General features: G+C 73.4%; 24 protein-coding genes. 12 read left to right on the forward strand and 12 right to left on the reverse strand.

All coding sequences use genetic code 11. The features are described from left to right. Nucleotides 1–123 precede the first annotated feature (123 nt). Nucleotides 124–885 (reverse strand): SDR family oxidoreductase, encoded by a 762-nt coding sequence (locus ACFIF2_RS11460; RefSeq protein ID WP_395572458.1) that lies wholly within the window; start codon nucleotides 883–885, stop codon nucleotides 124–126. Between the two features lie 27 nt (nucleotides 886–912). After that, nucleotides 913–1674: a 3-oxoacyl-ACP reductase FabG gene (fabG, locus tag ACFIF2_RS11465; RefSeq protein WP_395572459.1), complete on the reverse strand. Its 762-nt coding sequence runs from the start codon at nucleotides 1672–1674 to the stop codon at nucleotides 913–915. Between the two features lie 274 nt (nucleotides 1675–1948). Here fabG and ACFIF2_RS11470 point away from each other — a divergent pair, with 274 nt between their 5' ends. Next, nucleotides 1949–2761, forward strand: coding sequence for a hypothetical protein (locus tag ACFIF2_RS11470; protein ID WP_395572460.1), 813 nt, complete (start codon nucleotides 1949–1951; stop codon nucleotides 2759–2761). Between the two features lie 20 nt (nucleotides 2762–2781). Here the strand turns inward: ACFIF2_RS11470 and ACFIF2_RS11475 are convergent, their stop codons facing one another. Further along, on the reverse strand, nucleotides 2782–3165 hold the full coding sequence (locus ACFIF2_RS11475) for a DUF3037 domain-containing protein (RefSeq protein WP_395572461.1): 384 nt from the start codon (nucleotides 3163–3165) through the stop codon (nucleotides 2782–2784). Then, on the reverse strand, nucleotides 3162–3917 hold the full coding sequence (locus ACFIF2_RS11480) for a HipA family kinase (protein ID WP_395572462.1): 756 nt from the start codon (nucleotides 3915–3917) through the stop codon (nucleotides 3162–3164). The genes ACFIF2_RS11475 and ACFIF2_RS11480 overlap by 4 nt, the downstream gene beginning before the upstream one ends. Nucleotides 3918–4110: 193 nt before the next feature. On the opposite strand from ACFIF2_RS11480, the gene ACFIF2_RS11485 reads away from it, so the two are divergent. Then, nucleotides 4111–4599 carry a Rieske (2Fe-2S) protein gene (locus ACFIF2_RS11485; protein ID WP_395572463.1) on the forward strand — a complete coding sequence of 163 codons (489 nt, stop codon included), beginning with the start codon at nucleotides 4111–4113 and terminating at the stop codon, nucleotides 4597–4599. Continuing rightward, nucleotides 4596–5063 carry a pyridoxamine 5'-phosphate oxidase family protein gene (locus tag ACFIF2_RS11490; RefSeq protein ID WP_395572464.1) on the forward strand — a complete coding sequence of 156 codons (468 nt, stop codon included), beginning with the start codon at nucleotides 4596–4598 and terminating at the stop codon, nucleotides 5061–5063. Before ACFIF2_RS11485 ends, ACFIF2_RS11490 begins: the two co-directional genes overlap by 4 nt. Here ACFIF2_RS11490 and ACFIF2_RS11495 read toward each other — a convergent pair. Continuing rightward, nucleotides 4994–5962, reverse strand: a complete 969-nt coding sequence (locus tag ACFIF2_RS11495) for a LysR family transcriptional regulator (protein WP_395572465.1) — start codon at nucleotides 5960–5962, stop codon at nucleotides 4994–4996. The two genes, ACFIF2_RS11490 and ACFIF2_RS11495, sit on opposite strands and share 70 nt — an antisense overlap. A gap of 74 nt (nucleotides 5963–6036) precedes the next feature. On the opposite strand from ACFIF2_RS11495, the gene ACFIF2_RS11500 reads away from it, so the two are divergent. After that, complete coding sequence (locus tag ACFIF2_RS11500; protein WP_395572466.1) at nucleotides 6037–7005, forward strand: DMT family transporter; 969 nt, start codon at nucleotides 6037–6039, stop codon at nucleotides 7003–7005. Nucleotides 7006–7033: 28 nt separating this feature from the next. Here ACFIF2_RS11500 and ACFIF2_RS11505 read toward each other — a convergent pair whose 3' ends face one another. Next, entirely contained in the window at nucleotides 7034–8371 is a 1338-nt protein-coding gene (locus ACFIF2_RS11505; protein WP_395572467.1) for an aminotransferase class I/II-fold pyridoxal phosphate-dependent enzyme, read from the reverse strand. Between the two features lie 36 nt (nucleotides 8372–8407). Here ACFIF2_RS11505 and ACFIF2_RS11510 point away from each other — a divergent pair, with 36 nt between their 5' ends. Further along, a complete protein-coding gene (locus tag ACFIF2_RS11510; RefSeq protein ID WP_395572468.1) occupies nucleotides 8408–9094 on the forward strand; it encodes a pyridoxamine 5'-phosphate oxidase family protein in 687 nt (228 codons plus the stop codon). Nucleotides 9095–9181: 87 nt separating this feature from the next. Here the strand turns inward: ACFIF2_RS11510 and ACFIF2_RS11515 are convergent, their stop codons facing one another. The 3 genes from ACFIF2_RS11515 to ACFIF2_RS11525 form a co-directional block, all read right to left on the reverse strand. Continuing rightward, entirely contained in the window at nucleotides 9182–10123 is a 942-nt protein-coding gene (locus tag ACFIF2_RS11515) for a DMT family transporter (RefSeq protein ID WP_395572501.1), read from the reverse strand. A 200-nt stretch (nucleotides 10124–10323) separates the two neighbouring features. Next, the gene (locus ACFIF2_RS11520) at nucleotides 10324–11328 is read right to left on the reverse strand and encodes an EamA family transporter (protein WP_395572469.1); all 1005 of its coding nucleotides are present in this window, start codon (nucleotides 11326–11328) and stop codon (nucleotides 10324–10326) included. A 102-nt stretch (nucleotides 11329–11430) separates the two neighbouring features. Beyond that, a complete protein-coding gene (locus ACFIF2_RS11525; protein ID WP_395572470.1) occupies nucleotides 11431–11970 on the reverse strand; it encodes a Clp protease N-terminal domain-containing protein in 540 nt (179 codons plus the stop codon). A gap of 221 nt (nucleotides 11971–12191) precedes the next feature. Between ACFIF2_RS11525 and ACFIF2_RS11530 the strand changes: the two genes are divergently transcribed. Next, nucleotides 12192–12359 (forward strand): hypothetical protein, encoded by a 168-nt coding sequence (locus tag ACFIF2_RS11530; protein ID WP_395572471.1) that lies wholly within the window; start codon nucleotides 12192–12194, stop codon nucleotides 12357–12359. Between the two features lie 101 nt (nucleotides 12360–12460). Here the strand turns inward: ACFIF2_RS11530 and ACFIF2_RS11535 are convergent, their stop codons facing one another. Next, on the reverse strand, nucleotides 12461–13108 hold the full coding sequence (locus tag ACFIF2_RS11535) for a PadR family transcriptional regulator (protein ID WP_395572472.1): 648 nt from the start codon (nucleotides 13106–13108) through the stop codon (nucleotides 12461–12463). A gap of 217 nt (nucleotides 13109–13325) precedes the next feature. On the opposite strand from ACFIF2_RS11535, the gene ACFIF2_RS11540 reads away from it, so the two are divergent. Then, nucleotides 13326–14135 (forward strand): PhzF family phenazine biosynthesis protein, encoded by an 810-nt coding sequence (locus ACFIF2_RS11540; RefSeq protein WP_395572473.1) that lies wholly within the window; start codon nucleotides 13326–13328, stop codon nucleotides 14133–14135. Nucleotides 14136–14144: 9 nt separating this feature from the next. On the opposite strand, the gene ACFIF2_RS11545 is transcribed toward ACFIF2_RS11540, so the two are convergent. Then, nucleotides 14145–14987: a CPBP family intramembrane glutamic endopeptidase gene (locus tag ACFIF2_RS11545; protein WP_395572474.1), complete on the reverse strand. Its 843-nt coding sequence runs from the start codon at nucleotides 14985–14987 to the stop codon at nucleotides 14145–14147. 125 nt (nucleotides 14988–15112) lie between these two features. Continuing rightward, complete coding sequence (locus tag ACFIF2_RS11550; protein ID WP_395572475.1) at nucleotides 15113–16630, reverse strand: glutamate--cysteine ligase; 1518 nt, start codon at nucleotides 16628–16630, stop codon at nucleotides 15113–15115. A 563-nt stretch (nucleotides 16631–17193) separates the two neighbouring features. On the opposite strand from ACFIF2_RS11550, the gene ACFIF2_RS11555 reads away from it, so the two are divergent. The 5 genes from ACFIF2_RS11555 (at nucleotide 17194) to modB (ending at nucleotide 20832) form a co-directional block, all read left to right on the forward strand. Continuing rightward, nucleotides 17194–17778, forward strand: coding sequence for a hypothetical protein (locus ACFIF2_RS11555; protein ID WP_395572476.1), 585 nt, complete (start codon nucleotides 17194–17196; stop codon nucleotides 17776–17778). Between the two features lie 306 nt (nucleotides 17779–18084). Beyond that, a complete protein-coding gene (locus ACFIF2_RS11560) occupies nucleotides 18085–18288 on the forward strand; it encodes a DUF5999 family protein (protein WP_395572477.1) in 204 nt (67 codons plus the stop codon). Nucleotides 18289–18495: 207 nt separating this feature from the next. Next, nucleotides 18496–18891, forward strand: a complete 396-nt coding sequence (locus ACFIF2_RS11565) for a molybdopterin-binding protein (RefSeq protein WP_395572478.1) — start codon at nucleotides 18496–18498, stop codon at nucleotides 18889–18891. A gap of 190 nt (nucleotides 18892–19081) precedes the next feature. Beyond that, complete coding sequence (gene modA / locus ACFIF2_RS11570; protein WP_395572479.1) at nucleotides 19082–19924, forward strand: molybdate ABC transporter substrate-binding protein; 843 nt, start codon at nucleotides 19082–19084, stop codon at nucleotides 19922–19924. After that, on the forward strand, nucleotides 19921–20832 hold the full coding sequence (gene modB, locus ACFIF2_RS11575; RefSeq protein ID WP_395572480.1) for a molybdate ABC transporter permease subunit: 912 nt from the start codon (nucleotides 19921–19923) through the stop codon (nucleotides 20830–20832). Before modA ends, modB begins: the two co-directional genes overlap by 4 nt. Nucleotides 20833–20858: the final 26 nt, after the last annotated feature.

Below are 20858 nucleotides of genomic sequence, written 5' to 3' on the forward strand. Positions count from 1 at the left end.
GATCATTTGGCCGATGACTACGTTGTCATGGCCCCGCGGTCTCGGAACGCGGACACGGGCGCCGCCCGGGTAGGCGGCGCCCGTGCTCGGGTTCGTGCTGGTGGGGCGCGGTGGCAGCGGGTGTCAGGCCACGCCGGCGTTCAGGAAGATGCCGCCGTCGACCACGAGTGTCTGACCGGTGACCCAGGCGGACTGCTCGGAGGTGAGGAACGCGGCGGCGTCGCCGATGTCGGAGGGCACGCCGAGCCGGCCCAGCGGGTAGCCCGCGGCGGCCTCCTCCTCGCGCCCCTCGTACAGGGCGGCGGCGAACTTGGTCTTCACGACGGCCGGGGCGATCGCGTTGACCCGCACGCCGGGCGCGAACTCGTGGGCCAGTTGCGCGGTGAGGTTGATCAGCGCGGCCTTGCTGACGCCGTACGCGGCGATGAAGGGCGAGGGCGACAGGCCCGCGACGGAGGCGATGTTGACGATCGCGCCGCCGTTGTCCTTCTGCCAGGCGTGCCAGGTGCGCTGGGCGAAGCCGAGCGCCGAGATCACATTGGTCTCGAAGACCTTGCGCGCGACGTTCAGGTCGAGGTCGGCGATCGGCCCGAACACGGGGTTGGTGCCGGCGTTGTTGACCAGGAAGTCGACGCGGCCGAAGGCCTCCATCGTGCGCTCGACGGCGACGGCCTGGTGGGCCTCGTCGTGCGCCTTGCCGGCGACGCCGATGACCCGGTCGGCGCCGAGCTTGTCGACGGCCTCCTTCAGGGCGTCCTCGTTGCGGCCGGTGATGCAGACCCGGTCGCCGCGCGCTACGAGCGCCTCGGCGACGCCGTAGCCGATGCCGCGGCTCGCGCCCGTGACGAGCGCGACCTTGCCGGAGAGTGCGGGGAGTTCAGTCATGTCAGTGGTCCCAAGTCTCCGTGTTCGCTAGTCGAGCGGTCCGCCGGCCACGTACAGCACCTGGCCGGAGACGAAGCCGGCCGCCTCGCCGGTGAAGAAGGCGATGGCGTTGGCGATGTCCTCGGGCTCGCCGACGCGCGCGACCGGGATCTGGGTGGCGGCGGCGGCCTTGAAGTCGTCGAAGCCCATGCCGACGCGGTCGGCGGTGGCCTTGGTCATCTCGGTGGCGATGAAGCCGGGGGCGACGGAGTTGGCGGTGACGCCGAACTTGCCGAGCTCCTTGGCGAGGGTCTTGGTGAAGCCCTGGAGACCGGCCTTGGCCGCGGAGTAGTTGACCTGGCCCCGGTTGCCGAGCGCGGAGGAGGAGGACAGGTTGACGATGCGGCCGAAGCCGGCGTCCACCATGTGCTTCTGGCAGGCCTTCGACATCAGGAAGGCGCCGCGCAGGTGCACGTTCATGACGGTGTCCCAGTCGGAGACGCTCATCTTGAACAGCAGGTTGTCGCGGAGCACGCCCGCGTTGTTGACGAGGATCACCGGCGCGCCCAGCTCCTCGGCGATCCGCGCGACGGCCGCCTCGACCTGCGCCTCGTCGGAGACGTCGCAGCCGACCGCGATCGCCTTACCGCCGGCCGCGGTGATCTTCTCGACGGTGTCCTTGCAGGCGGCCTCGTCGAGGTCGATGACGGCGACGGCACGGCCCTCGGCGGCCAGGCGTACGGCGGTGGCGGCACCGATGCCGCGCGCGGCTCCGGTGACTACGGCGACCCGCTGCTCAGTGGTGGACATTGCTGCTTCTCCTCGTCCTGGGGATGCGGCCCATGCGGAGCGTCGCGGGGCGCCCGGTAGGTGAGCGACCGCTTAGTACCTTCCGCAGACGTGACGCTAGAAGCCCTGGCACCCGGTGTCAACGGGACACCGGGCCGGTGTGATCCATTACCCGGCCTCCCCCGCCGCGCCACCGCACCGGCCCCCACCCGATCGGCCCACCGCTGCGGGCCCTCGCGCCGCGGGACACCTAGCGTCGGAGGCCGAGCCCCTCGTGGCCGGAAAGGAGGCGTCCATGCGCCGTCGTACCGGTGCCGCAGGCATAGCCGTCGCGATCGCCGCGATCGTGCCGCTGGCCGACCCCGCACACTCCCAGGAGCTGGACTCCTGGACGCTCACTCAGCAGCAGGCCCTTCGGCCCGTCTTCGTCAGCGACCAGGAAGACGCGGACCCGTTCGCTCCGGACCCCTACCCGCCGGACGCACTCTCGCCGGACGCGCTCGGTGTGGGAGGGACCGACGACGGCGGAGCCGGCGCGGGCCTGTCCGGCGAGGGCGGACTCGACGAGTACCGCCCGGACGAGGGCGGCGACGGCCAGGGCGGATTCGAGCCGGGCAGCCCCGACGACGAAGGGTTCGGCCAGGGCGGGAACGGCCAGGGAGGATTCGGCCAGGACGGATTCGGCCAGGACGGGATCGACCAGGGCGGAGGATTCGGCCAAGGCGGGAACGGCCAGGACGGTTTCGGCCAGGCCAACGGGTTCGGTCAGGGCGGAAACGGCCAGGCCGGCTTCGACGCCGTCCGTGAGGTGGACGGCGGCGCGGCCGGCGGGGCGCCGCGGCGGGACTCGCTCCCGACGATCTCCGCGACCTCCAAGCCGCGCCCCACCACACCGGCCCCGGTCACCACGCCCACGGCCGCACCGACCACCGCCGTACCGGGCCCCGCGACATCCCCCGCCGCCACGCCGACACTCGGCACCCGGGGCGGACTGGGCGGCGCCTCGGGCATCGGACCGAGCGGCTGGGACGTCGGTATCGGCCTGACCTGCGTGACGGCCGCGGCGCTCGGCACCGCCTACGTGCTCAGGCGCCGCCGGCGCGCCTGACCCCCGGAGACGTCGGCCGGCTACCGCACCAGCAGGGCGAGGAGCCGTTCCGTCTCGGCCGCCGGGTCGGTCGTGAGCCCGGTGTGCACGGGTCCCGGCTGGACGATCGTGGACCGGGGGGCGATCAGCCAGCGGAAACGGCGGCCGGGGTCGTCGCCGGCCGCCTGGCCCGCCGCGCCGCCGCCGGCGCAGACGCCCTCGACGGCACGCAGCGCCGCGCGCACGCCGGGCAGGTCCACGTGCGGGTCGAGGGCCAGCAGCCTGCTCTCGTCGAGGTGGGTCCGGGCGCCGACGTAGGACGCGGCCCGGCAGTACACGAGCACGCCGGCGTTGACGCACTCGCCGCGCTCGACGCGGGGCACGACGCGCAGCAGCGCGTACTCGAAGACGTGGCGGTCGCTCACCGGGCCCCCTCGAGGCGTTCGTGGATCGTCGCGGCCCGCGCGAGCAGCGGCCGGGCGTAGGCGCGCCGGAGGTCGTCGGGCGTGGTGAAGCCGGGCTCGTCCCGCAGCCAGGCGTCCGGGATCTCGGCGGTGACCTCGGCGAGCAGTTCCTCGGTGACCAGCGGCGCGAGGGCCGCGGCGGCCGAGCGGATGTCCGGTGCGAACCGCAGCAGGGCGTGGTCGCCGATGTCGTACGGGCGGGCGGCGGAGGTCTCGGCGCCGGGCCAGTTGTGGTGCCAGATCATGCTCGCGCCGTGGTCGATGAGCCACACCTCGCCCTGCCAGCGCAGCAGGTTGGGGTTGCGCCAGGACCGGTCGACGTTGTTCACCAGCGCGTCGAACCACACGATCCGCCCGGCCTCCTCGGGGCTCACCTCGAAGGCGAGCGGGTCGAAGCCGAGGGCGCCGGAGAGGAAGTCCATGCCGAGGTTGGTGCCGCCGCTCGACTTGAGCAGTTCCTGCACCTGCTGGTCGGGTTCGCCGAGGCCGATCACCGGATCGAGGTCGACCGTCACGAGCCGCGGCACACGGAAGCCCAGTCGGCGGGCGAGTTCCCCGCAGACCACCTCGGCGACGAGCGTCTTGCGGCCCTGGCCCGCGCCGGTGAACTTCAGGACGTACGTCCCGAGGTCGTCGGCCTCGACGAGGCCGGGCAGCGAGCCGCCCTCACGCAACGGCGTGATGTAGCGGGTCGCGATGACTTCCTTGAGCATCGCCCCAGGCTACCGGCGTGGCGCGGGAGCGCGGACCGGGGGCGGGGCCCGGCCGACAGCGAATCGACAGCCGTGTTTTACGTCCGTCCGACCGCCGGCCGGGCAGCATCTCGGCACGGTCTGAACAGCCTGTGCCACGGGGCCGTACCTCTCGGCAGATCATCACGCCTCCACCCCGGAAGGGAACCCCAGCATGACCAGCGCATCGTTTCACCCCGCGACGGGTCCGGCCCGTCGTACCGTCGTGGCGGCGGCCGGAGCGGCGGGGCTCACCGTCGTGCTGGCCGCGTGCTCGGGCTCGGACGACGACGCGTCCGGCGACACCGGCGCCGCAGCCTCGCCCCCTGCGTCCGAAGGGGAGGCGAGCGGCGGCGAGGACTCCGGTGCCGGTGCGGCGGCGCTCGCGGCGACCGCCGACATCCCCGAGGGCGGCGGGAAGGTCTTCGCGGACCAGAAGGTGGTGGTCACCCAGCCCTCCGCGGGCGAGTTCAAGGCGTTCTCCGCCACGTGCACCCATCAGGGATGCGCCGTGAAGAGCGTGTCCGACGGCGTCATCAACTGCCCCTGCCACAACAGCAACTTCTCGATCACCGACGGCAGTGTGCGGAGCGGTCCGGCGTCCAAGCCGCTGCCGGCCGTGGAGATCACGGTCAGCGGGGACTCGATCCGGCTGGCCGGATGAGCCTCGCCCAGCGCCGGGGCCGGAAGATCATGATGTCGCCCGGTGAGCTGGACGCGTTCCTCGGCACCCAGCGCACCTGCCGGGTCGCCACGGTCTCGGCGGACGGCACCCCGCACGTGAGCGCGCTCTGGTTCGCCTGGGACGGCTCCTCGATGTGGCTGTACTCGGTCGTGCGCAGCCGGCGCTGGGCGGACCTGCGGCGCGACCCCCGGGTGGCGATCGTGGTCGACACCGGGGAGGAGTACGACGAGTTGCGGGGAGCGGAGCTGTCCGGCCGGGTCGAGTTCGTGGGCGAGGCGCCGCGCACGGGTGAACTCCACGCCGAACTGGACGCCCCGGAGACGCTGTTCGCCCGCAAGAACCTCGGCCTCCAGGAGATGCCGCACGACGGCCGTCACGCCTGGCTGCGGCTGACGCCCGACAAGGTCGTCTCCTGGGACTTCCGCAAGCTGGCGTCCCGGTAGGGGCGCCGCCCCGCCGCGGCCCGCAGCGCCTCCACCGCCGCCCGGATCGACGGGCGGCGGTCGGCGTCCGCGCGCCACACGACGTACACGTGCCGGCGCACCCGCTGGCGCAGCGGCACGGTGACGACGCCGTCGGGCATGGGATGGCGTCCGAGCAGCGGGGCGATGCACACGCCGAGTCCCGCGGCGACCAGGCCGAGCTGGGTGTGGGTCTCGGCGGCGCGGTGGCCGACGATCGGCTCGATGCCCCTGGAGCGCAGGGTGAACATCAGCCACTCGTGGCAGAACTCGCCCTCTCCCCACGTGATCCACTCGTCCTCGGCGAACTCGGCGAGGTCCACCTCGTCCCGGCCCGCGAGCCGGTGGCCGGCCGGCATGGCCACGTCGGCGGGGTCGTCCAGGAGCGGCGCCTTGACCAGGCCGTCGGGCAGCGGCATCGGCTTGTTGTACCAGTCGAGTACGACGGCGAGGTCGAGGTCGCCGCGCACCACGCCGGAGATGCCGCGTTCCGGTTCCAGCTCGCAGGAGCGCAGGCGCAGCGCGGGGTGTTCGGCGCGCAGGCCGGCCAGCGCCGCGGGGAAGAGTCCGCGGGCGGCCGTCGGGAACGCCGACAGCCTCAGCTCGCCCGCCACCTGCCCGCGTTGCGCCTCCAGGTCGGCCTGGGCCAGCTCGACCTGGGAGAGGATGCGGGCCGCGTGCTCGGCGAGCAGCCGTCCCGCGTCGGTGAGCCGTACGCCCCGCCCGTTCTTCGCCAGCAGTCGCTGGCCGGCCTCGCGCTCCAGCTTGGCCATCTGCTGGGAGACGGCCGAGGTGGTGATGTGCAGACCGGCGGCGGCGCCGCTGACCGATCCGTGCCGGGCGAGGGCGTCCAGGGTGCGCAGGCGCTCCAGGTTCAACATGTAAGCGATGCTACGAGATATTCGGTGCGAAATCTCGATTGTGCTACGAGGACGAGTGCACCATCGTTGCCGGCATGAGCAGCAGTGTCGCGTCCTCGCCCGCAGTCCGCCGCGTCTTCGACTGGCGGCTGCGCTTCGGGGTCCTCTCCCTGGTCTGGGGTTTCAGCTTCCTCTTCATGAAGGTGGGGACGGAGGCGTTCGCCCCGTTCCAGGTGACGCTGGGCCGACTGGTGGCCGGTACGGCGGTGGTCGCCGTGGCGATGGCGGTGCGGCGGGAGCGGCTGCCGCGCGGGACGTGGACGTGGGTGCATCTGGCGGTCGCCGGGTTCCTGCTCAACGCGCTGCCGTTCTCCCTGTTCGCCTTCTCGGAGCTGACCATTCCGTCGTCGCTGGCGGGCATCTGCAACGCGACGTCGCCGCTGTGGGGCATGGCCCTGTCGCTGGTCGCCCTCTCCGAGGACCGGCCGACCCGGCGGCGGGTGGCGGGCCTGGGCCTCGGCTTCCTCGGCGTCCTGACGGTGCTCGGCGTCTGGCAGGGCTTCGACGGCCTGGACGTCACGGGCACGGCGCTGGCGTTGCTGGCCTCGCTCAGCTATCCGGTCGGCTGGATCTACGTCCGCCGCACCCTGGCGGGCTCCAGCCACTCCCACCTCTCGCTGACCGGCGCCCAGCTGGGACTGGCCACGCTGCAACTGGCCGTCGTGACGCCGCTCTTCACCTCGATGCCGGCCGAGTTCCCGGTGCTGCCCCTGCTGGCGGTGGTGGCGCTGGGCACCCTCGGTACCGGGTTCGCCTTCCTGATCCAGTACGAGCTGGTCGCCGAGGTGGGCCCGACGACGGCCCAGATGGTCACCTACTTCACCCCGGTCATCGCCACGGTCGCGGGCGTCGCGCTGCTCGGCGAGTCCCTGTCCTGGTCGACGCCGGTCGGCGCGGTGATCGTCCTGGCGGGCGCGGCGCTGACCCAGGCCCGGCCGAGGGCGGGCACGGCCGCCCCGGAACCGGCCCGGCGGGCACGGGAGCGCGCGAGGGCGACGACGTGACGCGGCGGCACGGCCGAGGGGCCGGGGGTCAGACGTAGCCGCGCGGCGGTCCGGTCCCCGGTCCCACCGCCGCCGCGACCGCGTCCGCCAGGGGGCGCGTGTCCTCCTCCGCCAGCGTCGAGACGGTGATCCGGATGCCGGGCGGCGCGCTCACGCGGAAGCGGGCGCCGGGGGCCACCGCCCAGCCGGCGTGCAGCAGCCGGGCGACGGCGCCGGTCTCGTCGGGCACCGGGATCCAGACGTTCATGCCGCTGCGTCCGTGGGCGGCGATCCCCCGCTCGGCGAGCGCGCCGAGCAGCGCGTCCCGGCGCCGCCCGTACACCGCCGCCACCGCGCGCGCGTCCACCGCGCCGTCCGCCCACAGCCGGGCCACGGCCCGCTGGGTGATGCGGCTGACCCAGCCCGGTCCCAGCCGCTGCCGGCCGCGCACCCGGTCGAGCGTGACGGGGTCCCCGGTGAGCACGGCCAGGCGCAGGTCGGGGCCGTAGGCCTTGGCGGCCGAGCGGACGAAGGCCCAGTGGCGGGTCGTACCGGCGAGCGGGTGCAGGGCGAGGTCGACGATGCGGTGACCGTGGTCGTCCTCGATCAGCAGCGTCCGCGGGTGCTCGCGCAGCACGGAACGCAGGGCACGCGCGCGCGTGGCGCTCACCACGGCGCCGGTCGGGTTCTGCGCGCGGTCGGTGACGACCAGGGCACGGGCACCGGCCGCCAGGGCCCGGCGTACGTCGTCGGGCAGCGGCCCCTCGTCGTCGACGCCGACGGGCACCGTGCGCAGGCCGAGCGCGGGAACGAGGTCGAGGAGACTGCCCCAGCCCGGGTCCTCGACGGCGACGGTGTCGCCCGTCCGGAGGTGGGCCGCGAGCACCCGCTCCATGGCGTCCAGCGAACCGGAGGTGACGGCGACGGGCCCGTCCGGCACCCCGTCGGCGTCCAGGTCGGCGCGTGCGCGGCGGACCAGTTCCTCTTCGACGGGCGCGTGTCCGTAGAGCACCGGCTCCCGGTCGCCCTGTGCGGCCGCCGCCGCGAACACCGGCCCCAGGGCGGGCAGCAGCGCCGGGTCTGGGTTGCCGGCGGACAGGTCGCGCACGCCTTCCGGCACGTCCACCCGGATGAACTCGCGCCCGGTGGTGGCCGGTTTCGCGCGCACCCGGCTGCCCCGGCGCCCGGCCGTCTCGATGACCCCGCGCTCGCGCAGGGTGCGGTAGGCGGCGGCCACGGTGTTCGGGTTCACCCCGAGCTGCCTGGCCAACTCCCGCATCGGCGGCAGCGGTTGCCCGGGTTCCAGCTCCCCGGAGCCCACCGCGCGTTCGACGCTCCCGGAAATCTCGGCCGCGCTCCGCCCCGCGATCAGATATTCTCCTAGCACAAACCACATTATGCACTAGTGCAATGGAGATGTGCCATGCAGGGGACCACGCGGACACCGTCGCAGCCCGTCACCGCCTACCCGCCCACCGACCGCACCGTCCCCACCCGCTCCGCCGACCGGGCCTCCTACGACAAGGACCTGGTGCACTCGATCCTCGACGAGGGCTACGTCTGCCATCTCGGCTTCGTCCGCGACGGTGCCCCGGTGGTCCTGCCGACGCTGTACGGCCGGGTGGGCGAGCGGCTCTACGTGCACGGTTCGACGGGCTCGCGCCCGCTGCGGATGGCGGGCGCCGCCGACCCGGGGCTGCCGGTGTGCCTGACGGTGACGCACGTGGACGCGCTGGTGCTGGCCCGGGCGGCCTTCCATCACTCGCTCAACTACCGGTCGGTGGTGGTGCACGGCACCGCGTACGACGTGACGGATCCCGAGGAGAAGCGCGCGGCCCTGGACGCCCTGGTCGACCATGTCGTCCCCGGCCGATCCGCCGACTCCCGGCCTGCCGACAAGAAGGAACTGGCCGCCACCGCCGTGATCCGACTCGACCTGAACGAGGTCTCCGCCAAGCTCCGCACCGGCGGCGTGAACGACGAGCCCGAGGATCTCGCCCTCCCCCACTGGGCCGGCCTCGTCCCGCTGCGCAAGGGTTACGGCACCCCGGTCGCCGACCCGGGCCTGGACGCGGGCACGGCCCTGCCGGACTACCTGTCGGACCTGTGACGCCGGTCCGTCCCCCGGGGGACGCGTAGCCGGAAAGCCCCCCCCCGCGACGCAGGGGGCCTCCCGCGCCGGGAGACCCCCACGCCGTCACGCCGGCGACGGACGGGTCCGCGCCTCCCGCGTCTCCGCCACCGCCAGTCCGGCCACCGAGCCGAGCATCAGCAGTGTGCCGGCCACGGTCGCCGCGGTGAGGTGCTCGCCCAGCAGCAGGACGGCGAGCGCGGCCGCGCTGACCGGCTCCAGGAGCATGATCACGGAGACGGTGGCGGACCGGACGACGGCCGCGCCGGCGAAGTAGAGGGCGTAGGCGAGGGCGGTGGGGACGGCCGCGACGTACACCAGGAGCCACAGCAGCCGGGCCGGCTCCGCGGTGTGCGGCACCAGTCCCTCGGCGAGGGCGAGCGGCAGCAGGCACAGGCTCGTCACGGCGAACGCCCCTACGGACGTGGAGGCGGCGTCCGCCCCGCCGTCCCGTCCCCACCACCGGGTGAGCAGGGTCATCGCCGAGTACCCGGCCGCCGACAGCAGCGCGAGGAGCACGCCGGGGAGGTGGACGGCGGTGCTCCCGTCACCGAGGACCAGCACCCCGAGCCCGGCGAGCGCACCGGCGACGGCGGCGATCCCGCCCCGGCCGAGACGCTCCCCGAGGGCGAGGCGCGCGCCGAGCGCGATCAGCACCGGGCCGGCGCCGAGCGTGACGACGGTCGCCACCGCGAGGCCGGTGGACCGCACCGCGGCGAAGTAGGCGGTCTGGAACACGGCGAGGCCGACGCCGGTGACGAGGACCCGTAGCGCCTTGCGGGCGAGGGGTTCACGCACGGCGGTGCGCACGCGCCGGGTCAGCGGGCGGGCGGCGAGCAGCAGCACCAGCCCGGCCGCGCACCGCCAGAAGGACAGGGCGACGGGCCCCATGTCGCTGGCGAGGTAGACCAGCGAGGCGGCGGCGCCGGCGGTGCCCCAGGCGGCACCGGCGACGATCAGATAGAGGAGGCCACGCCCGACGGGCAGGCCGGAGACGGCATTCGACACGGCTTTCGACACGAGTTCTCTCCGCAGACGCGCACAGGGCGCGGACGTATGAAGCGGCCCCGGAGCGACCGGGGGCGCGGGGACTGCGTCTGCGGGCAGCACCGTCCGGCCCGGCGACAGCGCGCCGGGCTGGTCACAGGGGCCCGCCTCAGGCGGCCGGAGGCGGGAGGACGAGTGCGTCGGAATGCATGATCGGCACCTTAGGTCGCCGTTCCCCGGCTGGACAACTCCCTTTCCGGTCCGCCGCTCGCCACCGGGTCGGCGGAGCCCTTCGCGGGCGTCGACGACTGCGCGATGAAGGCGCCCGCCAGGACCACCGCCCCGCCGATGATCTGCGGGGCGGAGAGGTGCTCGCCGAGCAGGACCCAGGCCAGGACGGTCGCGATGACCGCTTCGAGGCAGGCGACGACGCCCGCGACCTGCGGCGAGAGGCGGCGCACGGCGACGATGCCGGTGACGTAGGCGAGGACGGTGGCGATGAGCACGATCCAGGCCAGCAGCAGGGCGGCGGAGACGGGGGTGCCGTCCATGGGAGCGGTGCGGGCGAGGACGGACCAGTCCATCGACCAGGGGCGGGCGACGACGGTGAGCACGGCGGCGCCGACGAGCAGTCCGTACGCGATGACACCGAGCGGGTCGGGCGTCTCGTCGCCCGCGTCGCTGCCCTGGTCGGACAGGACGAAGTAGCCGACCTGGCAGCAGGCGGCGCCGAGCGCGAGGAGCAGCCCGAGGGCGTCGAAGCCGAGCCCCGCCCAGACCTCCACGACGCAGGCGAGCCCGCCCACCGCGAGGACCACGCCGAGCGCCGCGGCCCGCGTCACCGGGCGCCGCTGCACGAACCGCACCCAGCCGAGGACCAGGGCGGGGGCCAGGTACTCGACGAGCAGCGCGACGCCGACGGGGATGCGGGAGATGGCGGCGAAGTAGCAGGCCTGGACACCGGCGACGGCGAACAGCCCGAACCCGGCGAGCAGTCCGGGCCGGCGGCGCAGCAGCGCGCGGTGGCGCACGGCGAGCGGCAGCATCACCAGGGCCGCGCCGGCCACGCGCAGCCAGACCACGTGGAGCGGGTCGAGTCCCGCCTCGATCAGCGGCTTGGCCGCGACCCCGGACCCTCCGAAGGCGACGGCGGAGGCGAGCGCCAGGCCGAGCCCGGTGCCCTTGCCGCGGCTGCCGCGAGCGCTGTCAGACGTATGCACCGGCACATGATGACAGGGGACGACATGACCGTCACCCTCGATGACACCTGTCTCACCGACTGGACGTGCCCACGACGACGGTCGGGAACCGAGCGGGGCCGGGGCGGGTCAGGGCGTCGGCTCGAAGTGGCGCTCCACGCGGGTGAGCACCGTACGCGGCTCGACGGCGGCGCGGCCGAGCACCTCCACGGCCCGCGCCTGCGGGTCCGCGACCAGCGCGGCGAGCAGATCGACACCGCAGGCGCGGGCGTCCCCCCGCCGGGCGGCACGTGCGCGGGCGTCCTCCATGGCCGCGGCGGCCAACGGCGAGAATCCGGCATCACCGGTCACCACGGGCACCGCGCCGGACTCCTCCACGGTGCTCTGCCAGCGCAGGCCGTAGCCGATGCTGCGCTGCACGAGGTAACCGAGCAGCCGGGCGACCTGGGGCCCCTCGCCGAGGACGGCACGGGCCTCGGGGTCGTACTCCAGGAGGGAGTGCAGCAGGTGGGCCGTGTCGATCTGCCGGTCTCCGTCCCGCACCGCCCTGCGGCGGGCACCGGAGACCACCGATGCCAGCTCTTCGCTGAACCGGACATCGGAGTCGGGGCCGTCCGGGGGCCGGTCGAGCTGCTCGCCGGCCGACTGCCGGGGGATACGGGGTTGCACATCCCCCAGCTCATCAGTCCCACGGGACCTGGTCATCCCCGAGGGGAAGCATTTCGGCGTCCCACGCAGAGTGGACCCGTCCGGCCGGAATCTCCTCCTTACGGATGAGATCAAGCCGTTTCGGCCCGCCGGGCGCGCGCCGCCTTGCCGCCCGCCGCCCCGGGGCAACCCAAGGGTGCCGTGGCGGGTCCAACAGGGGCATGAGGAGCAGGTGCTGGCTCGTGGCCCTGCCGGCGGTCGACGGCAGGCAGTACGTGTACCGGGTCTACGCCCCGGAGGAGGCGCTGCTCGCCGACCTGTTCTGGGAGGCGTGGCACTGCCATGACGAGAGCGCCCTCCCGCGCGCGTGGGACCTCTTCGACGCGGCGGTGATACGGCGGGTCGACTGACCGGCGCGCCGGCACGCGAAGTGCCCCGCGGAACGTTCGCGAGGCACCTCGTCGCACCGGCCGTGACCGGGGCCGACCGCACCGGTACACGCCGGTACCGGTCAGTCCTCGTCGGCGAGGATCAGGTACAGCTTCTTGCGGGCGTCGCCGATGACGGCGAGCGCCTTCTCGCGCTGCTCCTTGCTGCCGGTCTTCCAGACCTGGCCGAACGCCTCCATTAGCCCGAACCCGGCCTGCCGGATGTCGTTCAGGGCCTCCCAGTCGACACCCCTGGAGGCCTCTTCCCAGGGCGCCTCGGGGCCCTCCTCGGCCGCGGTGCGGCCCGCCTCGGTGAGCGCGAAGAGCTTCTTGCCGCCCTCGCTCTCACTGGCGATCAGGCCCTCGTCCTCCAGCAGCTGGAGGGTGGGGTACACCGAACCGGGGCTGGGCTTCCACGCCCCGCCACTGCGCTCGGCGATCTCCTGGATCATCTCGTAGCCGTGCATCGGCCGGTCCTTCAGGAGAGCCAGGATCGACGCCCGTACGTCACCGCGCCGCGCCCTTCCCCTGGGCCCGCCGCGTCCTCGGCCGCCCCAGGGGCCGCCGTGGCCGAATCCCGGCCCGAAGGGACCGCCGGGGCCGCCGCCCGGGCCACCCGGCCCGAAGGGGCCGAAGGCGGCACGCCGGCCGTCGAAGCCGCCGTGCCCGAAGGGACCGCCGTCGCCGCGGCCGTGTCCACCGTGTCCACGCTCGTATCCGTGGGTACGCATCGCCATCACTCCATTCAGTCGTTGATCTGTCGCGATGCTTCAACGATATATCGGAACGTATCGACTGGCAAGGCGCACCCGAAGGAAGCCGAGGGAGTCCGGAGAGGACCGGGGAAGTCGGGAGGGAACGGGAGACGGGAGCGGGAGACCGGGATCAGGTCCAGCAGTGACGAATTGGCCTTGGTCCGCCGATCCGCGCAGCGTCTAGCGTCGAGGCATGCGCATCCGAATCGTCGACGCCTTCACCGACCGCCCGTTCGCCGGCAACCCGGCCGGGGTCCTGCTCCTGGACGCCTTCCCGGACGACGACTGGCTCCAGCAGGTCGCGCTGGAGGTCAACCACGCCGAGACGGCGTTCGCCCACCGCCTGCCCGAGGACGGCGACGCCGACTGGGCGCTGCGCTGGTTCACCCCGGCCACCGAGGTCGCGATGTGCGGCCACGCGACGCTCGCCACCGCCCACGTCCTGCACACCACGGGCGCCCACGAGGGCCCGGTGCGCTTCGCCACCCGCAGTGGTGTCCTGATCGCCACGCCCGGAGCGGACGGCTCGATCACCCTGGACTTCCCGACCGCGCCGCTCACCCCGGTCGAGGCGCCGGAGGGCGTCGCCGAAGCGCTGGGCGCGGAGCCCCGCGCGGTCCTCGACACGGGACCGAACACCGGGGACCTGCTCGTCGAGGTCGCCGACGAGCGGACCGTCCGCGGTCTGACCCCGGACCACAAGGCACTGGCCGCCTACTCCGAGCGCGGCATCATCGCCACCGCCCGTGCGGACGACCCCGCCGCCGGCTACGACTACGTCTCCCGCTGCTTCTTCCCCAACGTCGGCATCGACGAGGACCCGGTCACCGGCAGCGCCCACACCGCCCTCGCGCCGTTCTGGTCCGAGCGCCTCGGCCGCCCCGACCTCACCGGGCTCCAGGCCTCGCCCCGCTCCGGCCGGGTCCGAACGGGGCTGCGCGGCGAACGCACGCTGCTGAGCGGGCGCGCGGTGACGGTGATCGAGGGGGATCTGCTGGTCTAGGAGCCGCCGTCACGCCGTCGGCAGCCAGTCCACCTTCCCGGCCAGCAGCGCGTAACCCACGAACGCCCCGATGTCGAGCAGCGCGTGGGCCACCACCAGCGGTCCCACGCGCCCCCACCGGCGGTACAGGTACACGAACACCACGCCCATCACCATGTTGCCGATGAAGCCGCCGATGCCCTGGTAGAGGTGGTACGACCCGCGCAGCACCGAACTGGCCGCCAGCGACGCGCCCGGACTCCAGCCGAGCTGGTCGAGCCGGCGCAGCAGGTAGCCGACGACGATGACCTCCTCCAGGACGGAGTTCTGCACCGCCGAGAGGATCAGGACGGGGTACTTCCACCACACCTCCGGCAGCGCCTCGGGCACCACTGTGAGGTTGAAGCCGAGGCCGCGGGCGGCCAGGTAGAAGGCGATGCCGGTGCTGCCGATGACGGCGGCCACGGCGGCGCCGCGGCCCAGGTCCGGCCACGGGCGGGTGCGGTCGAAGCCGAGGGAACGCAGGCTCCGGCCCTCCCGCAGCAGGAAGTGCGCGACCAGGGCGACCGGCACGAGCGCCGTGGTGATGCCGAAGAGCTGCCAGGCCAGGTCCAGCCAGGGACGGCCGGGCGCGGCGGACGCGTTGAGGGTGGCGGCCTGGTCCTTGAGCCCGCCGGGGCGGGTGACCGAGCCGATGAAGCTGATCAGGGCGGACACCCCGCTGGCGCCGAGCGAGAGCGCCAGGACGAGGAGCGTCTCGTCCCGCAGGGTCCGTCGCGAGAGCCGCTCCCCGGGGGACGGCTCGGGGTCCACCGGCTCCCCGGGAACGTGCTTGTGAGGGAACGAATCGTCCACCGGGCCCGCCTCCGCCATGCGCACCTGCCTCCAGCTGGGACGTCACAGCTTGCCCGATGAGCATGAGGCGACACGCGGCGGGGGCGGTCCCGACGCTTCCCAGGATCGGCGCTCCCCGAGCGCCCCCGGCGCCCGGCCGTTCCTCAGCCCAGCGGCGCCGGCTCCGGCAGACCCACCGGCCACAGGTGTACGGGATCGCCCTCGCGCATGAGCTCGACGTAGCGGCGGGTCGTGGCGGCCAGCGCGGCCTCCCGGGACATCCCCGCCTCCAGCGCCCGGTGGAAGGTGGCCGCCTGCCAGGAAGCGCCGTTGACCCGGCGCCGGCACCGTTCCTCGATCACGCCGAGGTACAGGTCGCGGTCGGCGGGCTCCACGCCCCACGCGTCCAGCCCGGCCGCGGCGAGCGGCAGCAGTTCGTCGCGCACGAGCACGGCGGCGTCGACCTCGGTGGTACCGCCCAGCCGACCGCGCCGGGGCCACTCGAAACGGGCGTCGATGCCCTGGCGGCACGCGGCCTCGAAGTTGGCGGCGGCGGCCTCGAAGGGCAGCCGGGTCCACAGCGGCCGGGGCTCCTCGGCCAGGGCGCGCACCACGCCGTAGTAGAAGGCCGCGTTGGCGATGACGTCGGTGACGGTGGGTCCGGCCGGCAGGACGCGGTTCTCCACGCGCAGGTGGGGGACGCCGTCGGCGATGTCGTAGACGGGGCGGTTCCAGCGGTAGACGGTGCCGTTGTGCAGGACCAGTTCGGAGAGCGAGGGCACTCCGCCCGCGTCCAGGACCTCCAGCGGGTCCTCGTCGTCGCAGATCGGCAGCAGCGCCGGGAAGTACCGCCGGTTCTCCTCGAACAGGTCGTACGCGGAGGTCACCCACCGCTCCCCGAACCAGGTGCGCGGGCGGACGCCCTGCGCCTGGAGCTCGGGCGGGCGGGTGTCGGTGGACTGCTGGAACAGCGGGGGACGCGACTCCCGCCACAGCTCGCGGCCGAACAGGAACGGCGCGTTGGCTCCGACGGCGATCTGCGCGGCGGTCACCGCCTGGGCCGCGTTCCACACGTCGGCGAAGCGGTCCGGGGTGACCTGGAGGTGCAGCTGCACCGAGGTGCAGGCGGCCTCGGGGGCGATCGACTTCGACGTGCAGGTCAGGCGCTCGACACCCTCGATGTCGAGGGTGAAGTCCTCGCCGCGGGCGGCCACGATCTGCTCGTTGAGGAGCGCGTAGCGGTCGACGGCGGAGAGGTTGGACGAGACCAGGTCGTCCCGGTCCAGGGTCGGCAGGATGCCGATCATCGCGATCCCGGCGTCGACCTCGCCGGCCTTGCGGTCCGCATATGCCAGCGACGTACGGATCTCCTCGGCGAGCCGGTCGAAAACCCGGCCGCCCAGCCGGTGTGGCTCGATGTTGACTTCCAGGTTGAACATGGCGAGTTCTGTTTGGAAGTCGCGGCTCGCGATGCGTTCGAGGACTTGCGCGTTCAGCATTTTCGGCATCCCGTCGGAACCGACGAGATTCAATTCGATCTCCAGCCCCATCAGGTTCTTCGGGCGATCGAACCGCTTCTCCGCCAGAAGCCGCTCCAGGCCCGTCAGGCAGCGCTGGAGCTTGTCGCGGTAGCGCTGGCGATCGGAGAGGTCGAACTGACCTGCCACGACCTTCTCCCCCATGGAAGCGTCCCTTCTCGGAGCGTGCGTCGATGATCCGGCCGCCGGGGGCCGGTCAGGTGGGATGATGCCCCGCCGATGCGATCGATAACGTCCTCGCACCGGTCCGGTACCCGCTACGCTGTGCCGATGTGACCGGTGGCACATTCACCGGGCATGGCACGAGCGCAGTTTCCGGTACGGCCTCCCGCACGGCGAACTCGTGAAAAACGCCGACGACAATTGGCCGACCGCTCGGTGAACATTCCCCGAGGTCACCGCCGTACGCCTGGTGCGAAATGCGGAGGATTCCCGCGAATCGACGGCCGAATGCAACCTTGTACCGGTTGCCGGAATCGGCTAGCCGAAACACAGTCTGAACACATGTCGTATAAACTCCGCTCACAAGGCAGAAGACCGGCGTCCACGGTCGATTGATCCTGCCGTCGGGCTGACACGCGGCAGGCCCCACCCCTTTCTCGTTTCCCGGGCCCGGTTCCTGCCTCCCCAGCCCCGTGAGCTGACAGCGTCGTCCGCCCCCGCCCCGCCCTCGCGCCACCGTGCCTTCGAATGAGAGGCGACCCATCATGCCCCTGCATGTCCCCCCGGCCCCCGCGCCCGCCCTCCGCTCCGTCCTCACCGCCCTCTCTTCGCCCACCGCGGTCCGCGAGGCCCGAACCCCCTCCCTGCTCGGCTCGCAGGGACCCGCGACACCCGAACTGCCGTTGCCGGTGCACGTCCTGGACCGGATCACCCCGGAGGGCGTGACGGCGACGCGGCTGACCGGGTGGCGGTTCCTCATCCGCTGCGGAGACCGGGCGGTGGCGGCGGCGGAGACCAAGCTGACCCCCGACGGCTGGGCGTTCTCGCACTTCTTCGAAGGCCCCTACGTCGCCTCGACCGAGCGCGCGCTGCGCCAGGCCGAGTCGGTGCCGCAGGCCTACCAGCCGCGGCTGCTGTCGCTCCCCGGTCTCTACATGCTCACGCTGTGGCTGCACGGCGACTGCACCGCGGACGCGGCCGCCGGGCACCCCGCCGCCAGCGATCTGCTGGTGCCGCTGGCGCCGGCGCCCCCGGGCATCGCCGCCCACCGGCCGCACCGGGTCGCCGAGCTGCTGCCGGTCCTGACCCACCGGGTGACGGCGACACGGCTGCTGCGGTCCCCCGCCTGAGCGGAGCCGGTCCCGGCGCTCCTCGCCGCTCGGCCTCCCCGCTCGCCCACCCACGCGGACTAGCCCCATCCGGCCATTCCGAACCATCCGAAGTGACCGTGCAGTTGTGCTGAACCGTCCGCGTGGGTGAGGCGTCATCAACCTGTGAGAAGCGGTGCTGCGAAATACCTGCGGATCGAGGCCCGTGGGGCAACACTGGGTTCGGACCGACTTAGACAACGGGGGGCGGCCATGAATGACGCTTCACGCCGCGGGACACAGACGACAGCGACCTCACCCATCACAACGGACCGAGAGACCCCACCCATGTGCCAGCACCAGCCACCGTGCCCTTCAGCCGACTCCGCCGACCGGGAATCCGCCCGCCTCGTGGCGCACCACCCGGAACAGGGATGGAGCCTGCTGTGCAACGGCGTCGTCCTCTTCGAGGACACCGGTGAGCTCCTGCCGGACGGCCAGGTCATCGCCCCGCACCGCCCGGTCGGCAAGGGCCTGATGACCGCCGCCTGAGCACCACCCGGGCGGCGTGCCACCACTCCGCCCGGCGAACCACGGGGCCGGCCCGCAGACACCCTGCGCACCGGCCCCCACGCGTGTCCGGTGCCTTTCGTGTCCGGACCTCTCGTGTCCGGACCTCTCGTGTCCGGGCCTTCCGTGTCCTGTCTCACGACCGGCCCCGCGTCCTCCGCACCCTCCCGGCCGCCTATCGTGACCGGCATGCAGTCCTACACGATCGGTCAGGCGGCGCGGCTGCTCGGCGTCAGCCCGGACACCGCCCGGCGCTGGGCCGACGCGGGCCGGATCGCCACCCACCGCGACGAGGCCGGACGACGGCTCGTCGACGGGCGCGACCTGGCCGCGTTCTCGGTCGACCTCGCCCGCTCCGCCGGAACCGACGAGGAGACCCCCCACACCTCGGTCCGCAACGCCTTCCCCGGCATCGTCACCGCGATCAAGCTCGGCGACGTCGCCGCCCAGGTGGAGATCCAGGCCGGCCCGCACCGGCTCGTCTCCCTGCTGACCCGGGAGGCGGTGGAGGAACTCGGGCTGGAGGTCGGCATGGAGGCCACCGCCCGCGTGAAGTCGACAAGCGTGCATATCGACAAGACCTGACCCTCCCCGGCCGCCCGTACGAACGCACATGCAAGGTGTTCTCCGGCATGGGGCCGCTCATGCGATGCGACAGGAGACATTGCCCTCGCAGATGCGGAAGTATCATCGGCGTAAGGGGGAGCCCCGCCGCGCGCCCGGCCGACGAGCCCGTCGGACTCCTGCCTCCAGAACGCCGAGGGAGTCGCCCGAGATGACCCGTTCCGTACGCAGGACCCGCCGCGCCGGCCGCACCCTCCGGGCGTGCGGCGCCGGTGCCGCCCTGCTCCTCGCCCTGAGCGCCTGCTCGTCGTCCTCCGGTACGGACGCGGGCTCGGACGCCGTCGGCTCCTCGTCGTCCGGGAAGGTGTCCGCGAAGGTGTCCGGGCCGGTCACCGTCTTCGCCGCCGCTTCGCTCAAGGAGAGCTTCACGGCGCTCGGGGAGACGTTCGAGAAGGAGCACCCGGGCACGGACGTCACCTTCAACTTCGCCGGCAGCGACACCCTCGCCGCCAGCATCACCGCCGGCGCGCCGGCGGACGTGTTCGCCTCCGCCAGCGCGAAGACCATGGCCACCGTCACCGATGCCGGGGCCGCGGCCGGCGCTCCTTCCACCTTCGCGCGCAACCAACTGGAGATCGCCACCCTCCCGGGCAACCCCGAGAAGATCTCCTCCCTCGAGGACCTCACCGCGCCCGGCCTCAAGGTGGTGCTGTGCGACGAGTCGGTGCCGTGCGGGGCCGCCGCGCGGAAGGCGCTGGAGGCCGGCGGTCTGAAGCTGACCCCGGTCTCCTACGAGCAGGACGTCAAGGCCGCCCTGACCAAGGTCGAGCTGAAGGAGGCCGACGCCGCCGTCGTCTACCGCACCGATGTCGAAGCGGCCGGGGACAAGGTGACCGGCGTCGAGTTCCCCGAGTCGGCCGACGCCGTCAACGACTACCCGATCGCCCGCCTCGAGGACGCTCCCAACGCCGACGCGGCCCAGGCATTCATCGACCTGGTGAAGTCCGCCGAGGGCCGGCGCGTGCTGACCGGGGCCGGATTTCGGGCGCCATGAGGAAGCCCGCGGCGCCCGAGCCCGCCCAGCCCGCCCAGCCCGCCCAGCCCGCCGAGCCCACCGGGAGCGGGGCCGTGGACGCCGGCCCGGTCGAGGACGGCGCCCGCCGCGCCCGCCGCCGCCCAGCGGCCCGCACCGTGCCCGTCCCCCTGCTGGTGCCCGCGCTCGTCGGCCTGGCGTTCCTGCTGCTGCCCCTGGTCGCCCTGCTGGTACGGGCCCCCTGGCGCACCCTGCCCGAGCAGCTGACCAGCCCCGAGGTGTGGCAGGCCCTGCGGCTGTCGCTGGTGTGCGCCACGTCGGCGACCGCGCTCAGCCTGGTCGTGGGCGTGCCGCTGGCCTGGCTGCTGGCGCGCACCGAGTTCCCGGGCCGCGGCTTCCTCCGCGCGCTGGTCACGCTGCCGCTGGTGCTGCCCCCGGTGGTGGGAGGCGTGGCTCTCCTGCTGGCGTTCGGGCGCAACGGCGTCGTCGGGCAGTGGCTGGACGCGTGGTTCGGGATCACGCTGCCGTTCACGATGACGGGTGTGATCCTCGCGGAGACGTTCGTGGCCATGCCGTTCCTCGTCATCAGTGTGGAGGGCACGCTGCGCGCCGCGGACCCGCGCTTCGAGGAGGCAGCCGCGACCCTGGGCGCGTCCCGCTTCACCGCGTTCCGCCGGGTCACGCTGCCGCTGATCGCGCCGGGCATCGCGGCGGGCGCCGTGCTGGCGTGGGCGCGGGCGCTGGGCGAGTTCGGGGCGACGATCACGTTCGCCGGGAACTTCCCGGGCCGGACCCAGACCATGCCGTTGGCGGTCTACCTCGCCCTGCAGAACGACCCGGCGGCGGCGATCGCGCTCAGCCTGGTGCTGCTGGCCGTCTCGATCGCCGTACTGGCCGGTCTGCGCGACCGCTGGATGAGGGCGTCGTGACCGGGCGGACGAGGCCCTCCGAGGGG

This window comes from Streptomyces sp. BK79, from assembly GCF_044142145.1.
Taxonomy (GTDB): domain Bacteria; phylum Actinomycetota; class Actinomycetes; order Streptomycetales; family Streptomycetaceae; genus Streptomyces.

What these genes read in the sequence shown, in the direction of transcription:
- ACFIF2_RS11480 (WP_395572462.1), bottom strand. Translation starts at nt 3,917, where the DNA reads ATGCTCAAGGAAGTCATCGCGACCCGCTACATCACGCCGTTGCGTGAG.
- ACFIF2_RS11510 (WP_395572468.1), top strand. Translation starts at nt 8,408, where the DNA reads ATGCAGGGGACCACGCGGACACCGTCGCAGCCCGTCACCGCCTACCCG.
- modA (WP_395572479.1), top strand. Translation starts at nt 19,082, where the DNA reads ATGACCCGTTCCGTACGCAGGACCCGCCGCGCCGGCCGCACCCTCCGG.
- ACFIF2_RS11550 (WP_395572475.1), bottom strand. Translation starts at nt 16,630, where the DNA reads ATGGGGGAGAAGGTCGTGGCAGGTCAGTTCGACCTCTCCGATCGCCAG.
- ACFIF2_RS11460 (WP_395572458.1), bottom strand. Translation starts at nt 885, where the DNA reads ATGACTGAACTCCCCGCACTCTCCGGCAAGGTCGCGCTCGTCACGGGC.
- ACFIF2_RS11565 (WP_395572478.1), top strand. Translation starts at nt 18,496, where the DNA reads ATGCAGTCCTACACGATCGGTCAGGCGGCGCGGCTGCTCGGCGTCAGC.
- ACFIF2_RS11500 (WP_395572466.1), top strand. Translation starts at nt 6,037, where the DNA reads ATGAGCAGCAGTGTCGCGTCCTCGCCCGCAGTCCGCCGCGTCTTCGAC.
- ACFIF2_RS11545 (WP_395572474.1), bottom strand. Translation starts at nt 14,987, where the DNA reads ATGGCGGAGGCGGGCCCGGTGGACGATTCGTTCCCTCACAAGCACGTT.
- fabG (WP_395572459.1), bottom strand. Translation starts at nt 1,674, where the DNA reads ATGTCCACCACTGAGCAGCGGGTCGCCGTAGTCACCGGAGCCGCGCGC.
- ACFIF2_RS11555 (WP_395572476.1), top strand. Translation starts at nt 17,194, where the DNA reads ATGCCCCTGCATGTCCCCCCGGCCCCCGCGCCCGCCCTCCGCTCCGTC.
- ACFIF2_RS11470 (WP_395572460.1), top strand. Translation starts at nt 1,949, where the DNA reads ATGCGCCGTCGTACCGGTGCCGCAGGCATAGCCGTCGCGATCGCCGCG.
- ACFIF2_RS11495 (WP_395572465.1), bottom strand. Translation starts at nt 5,962, where the DNA reads ATGTTGAACCTGGAGCGCCTGCGCACCCTGGACGCCCTCGCCCGGCAC.
- ACFIF2_RS11535 (WP_395572472.1), bottom strand. Translation starts at nt 13,108, where the DNA reads ATGCGTACCCACGGATACGAGCGTGGACACGGTGGACACGGCCGCGGC.
- ACFIF2_RS11485 (WP_395572463.1), top strand. Translation starts at nt 4,111, where the DNA reads ATGACCAGCGCATCGTTTCACCCCGCGACGGGTCCGGCCCGTCGTACC.
- ACFIF2_RS11540 (WP_395572473.1), top strand. Translation starts at nt 13,326, where the DNA reads ATGCGCATCCGAATCGTCGACGCCTTCACCGACCGCCCGTTCGCCGGC.
- ACFIF2_RS11560 (WP_395572477.1), top strand. Translation starts at nt 18,085, where the DNA reads ATGTGCCAGCACCAGCCACCGTGCCCTTCAGCCGACTCCGCCGACCGG.
- ACFIF2_RS11490 (WP_395572464.1), top strand. Translation starts at nt 4,596, where the DNA reads ATGAGCCTCGCCCAGCGCCGGGGCCGGAAGATCATGATGTCGCCCGGT.
- modB (WP_395572480.1), top strand. Translation starts at nt 19,921, where the DNA reads ATGAGGAAGCCCGCGGCGCCCGAGCCCGCCCAGCCCGCCCAGCCCGCC.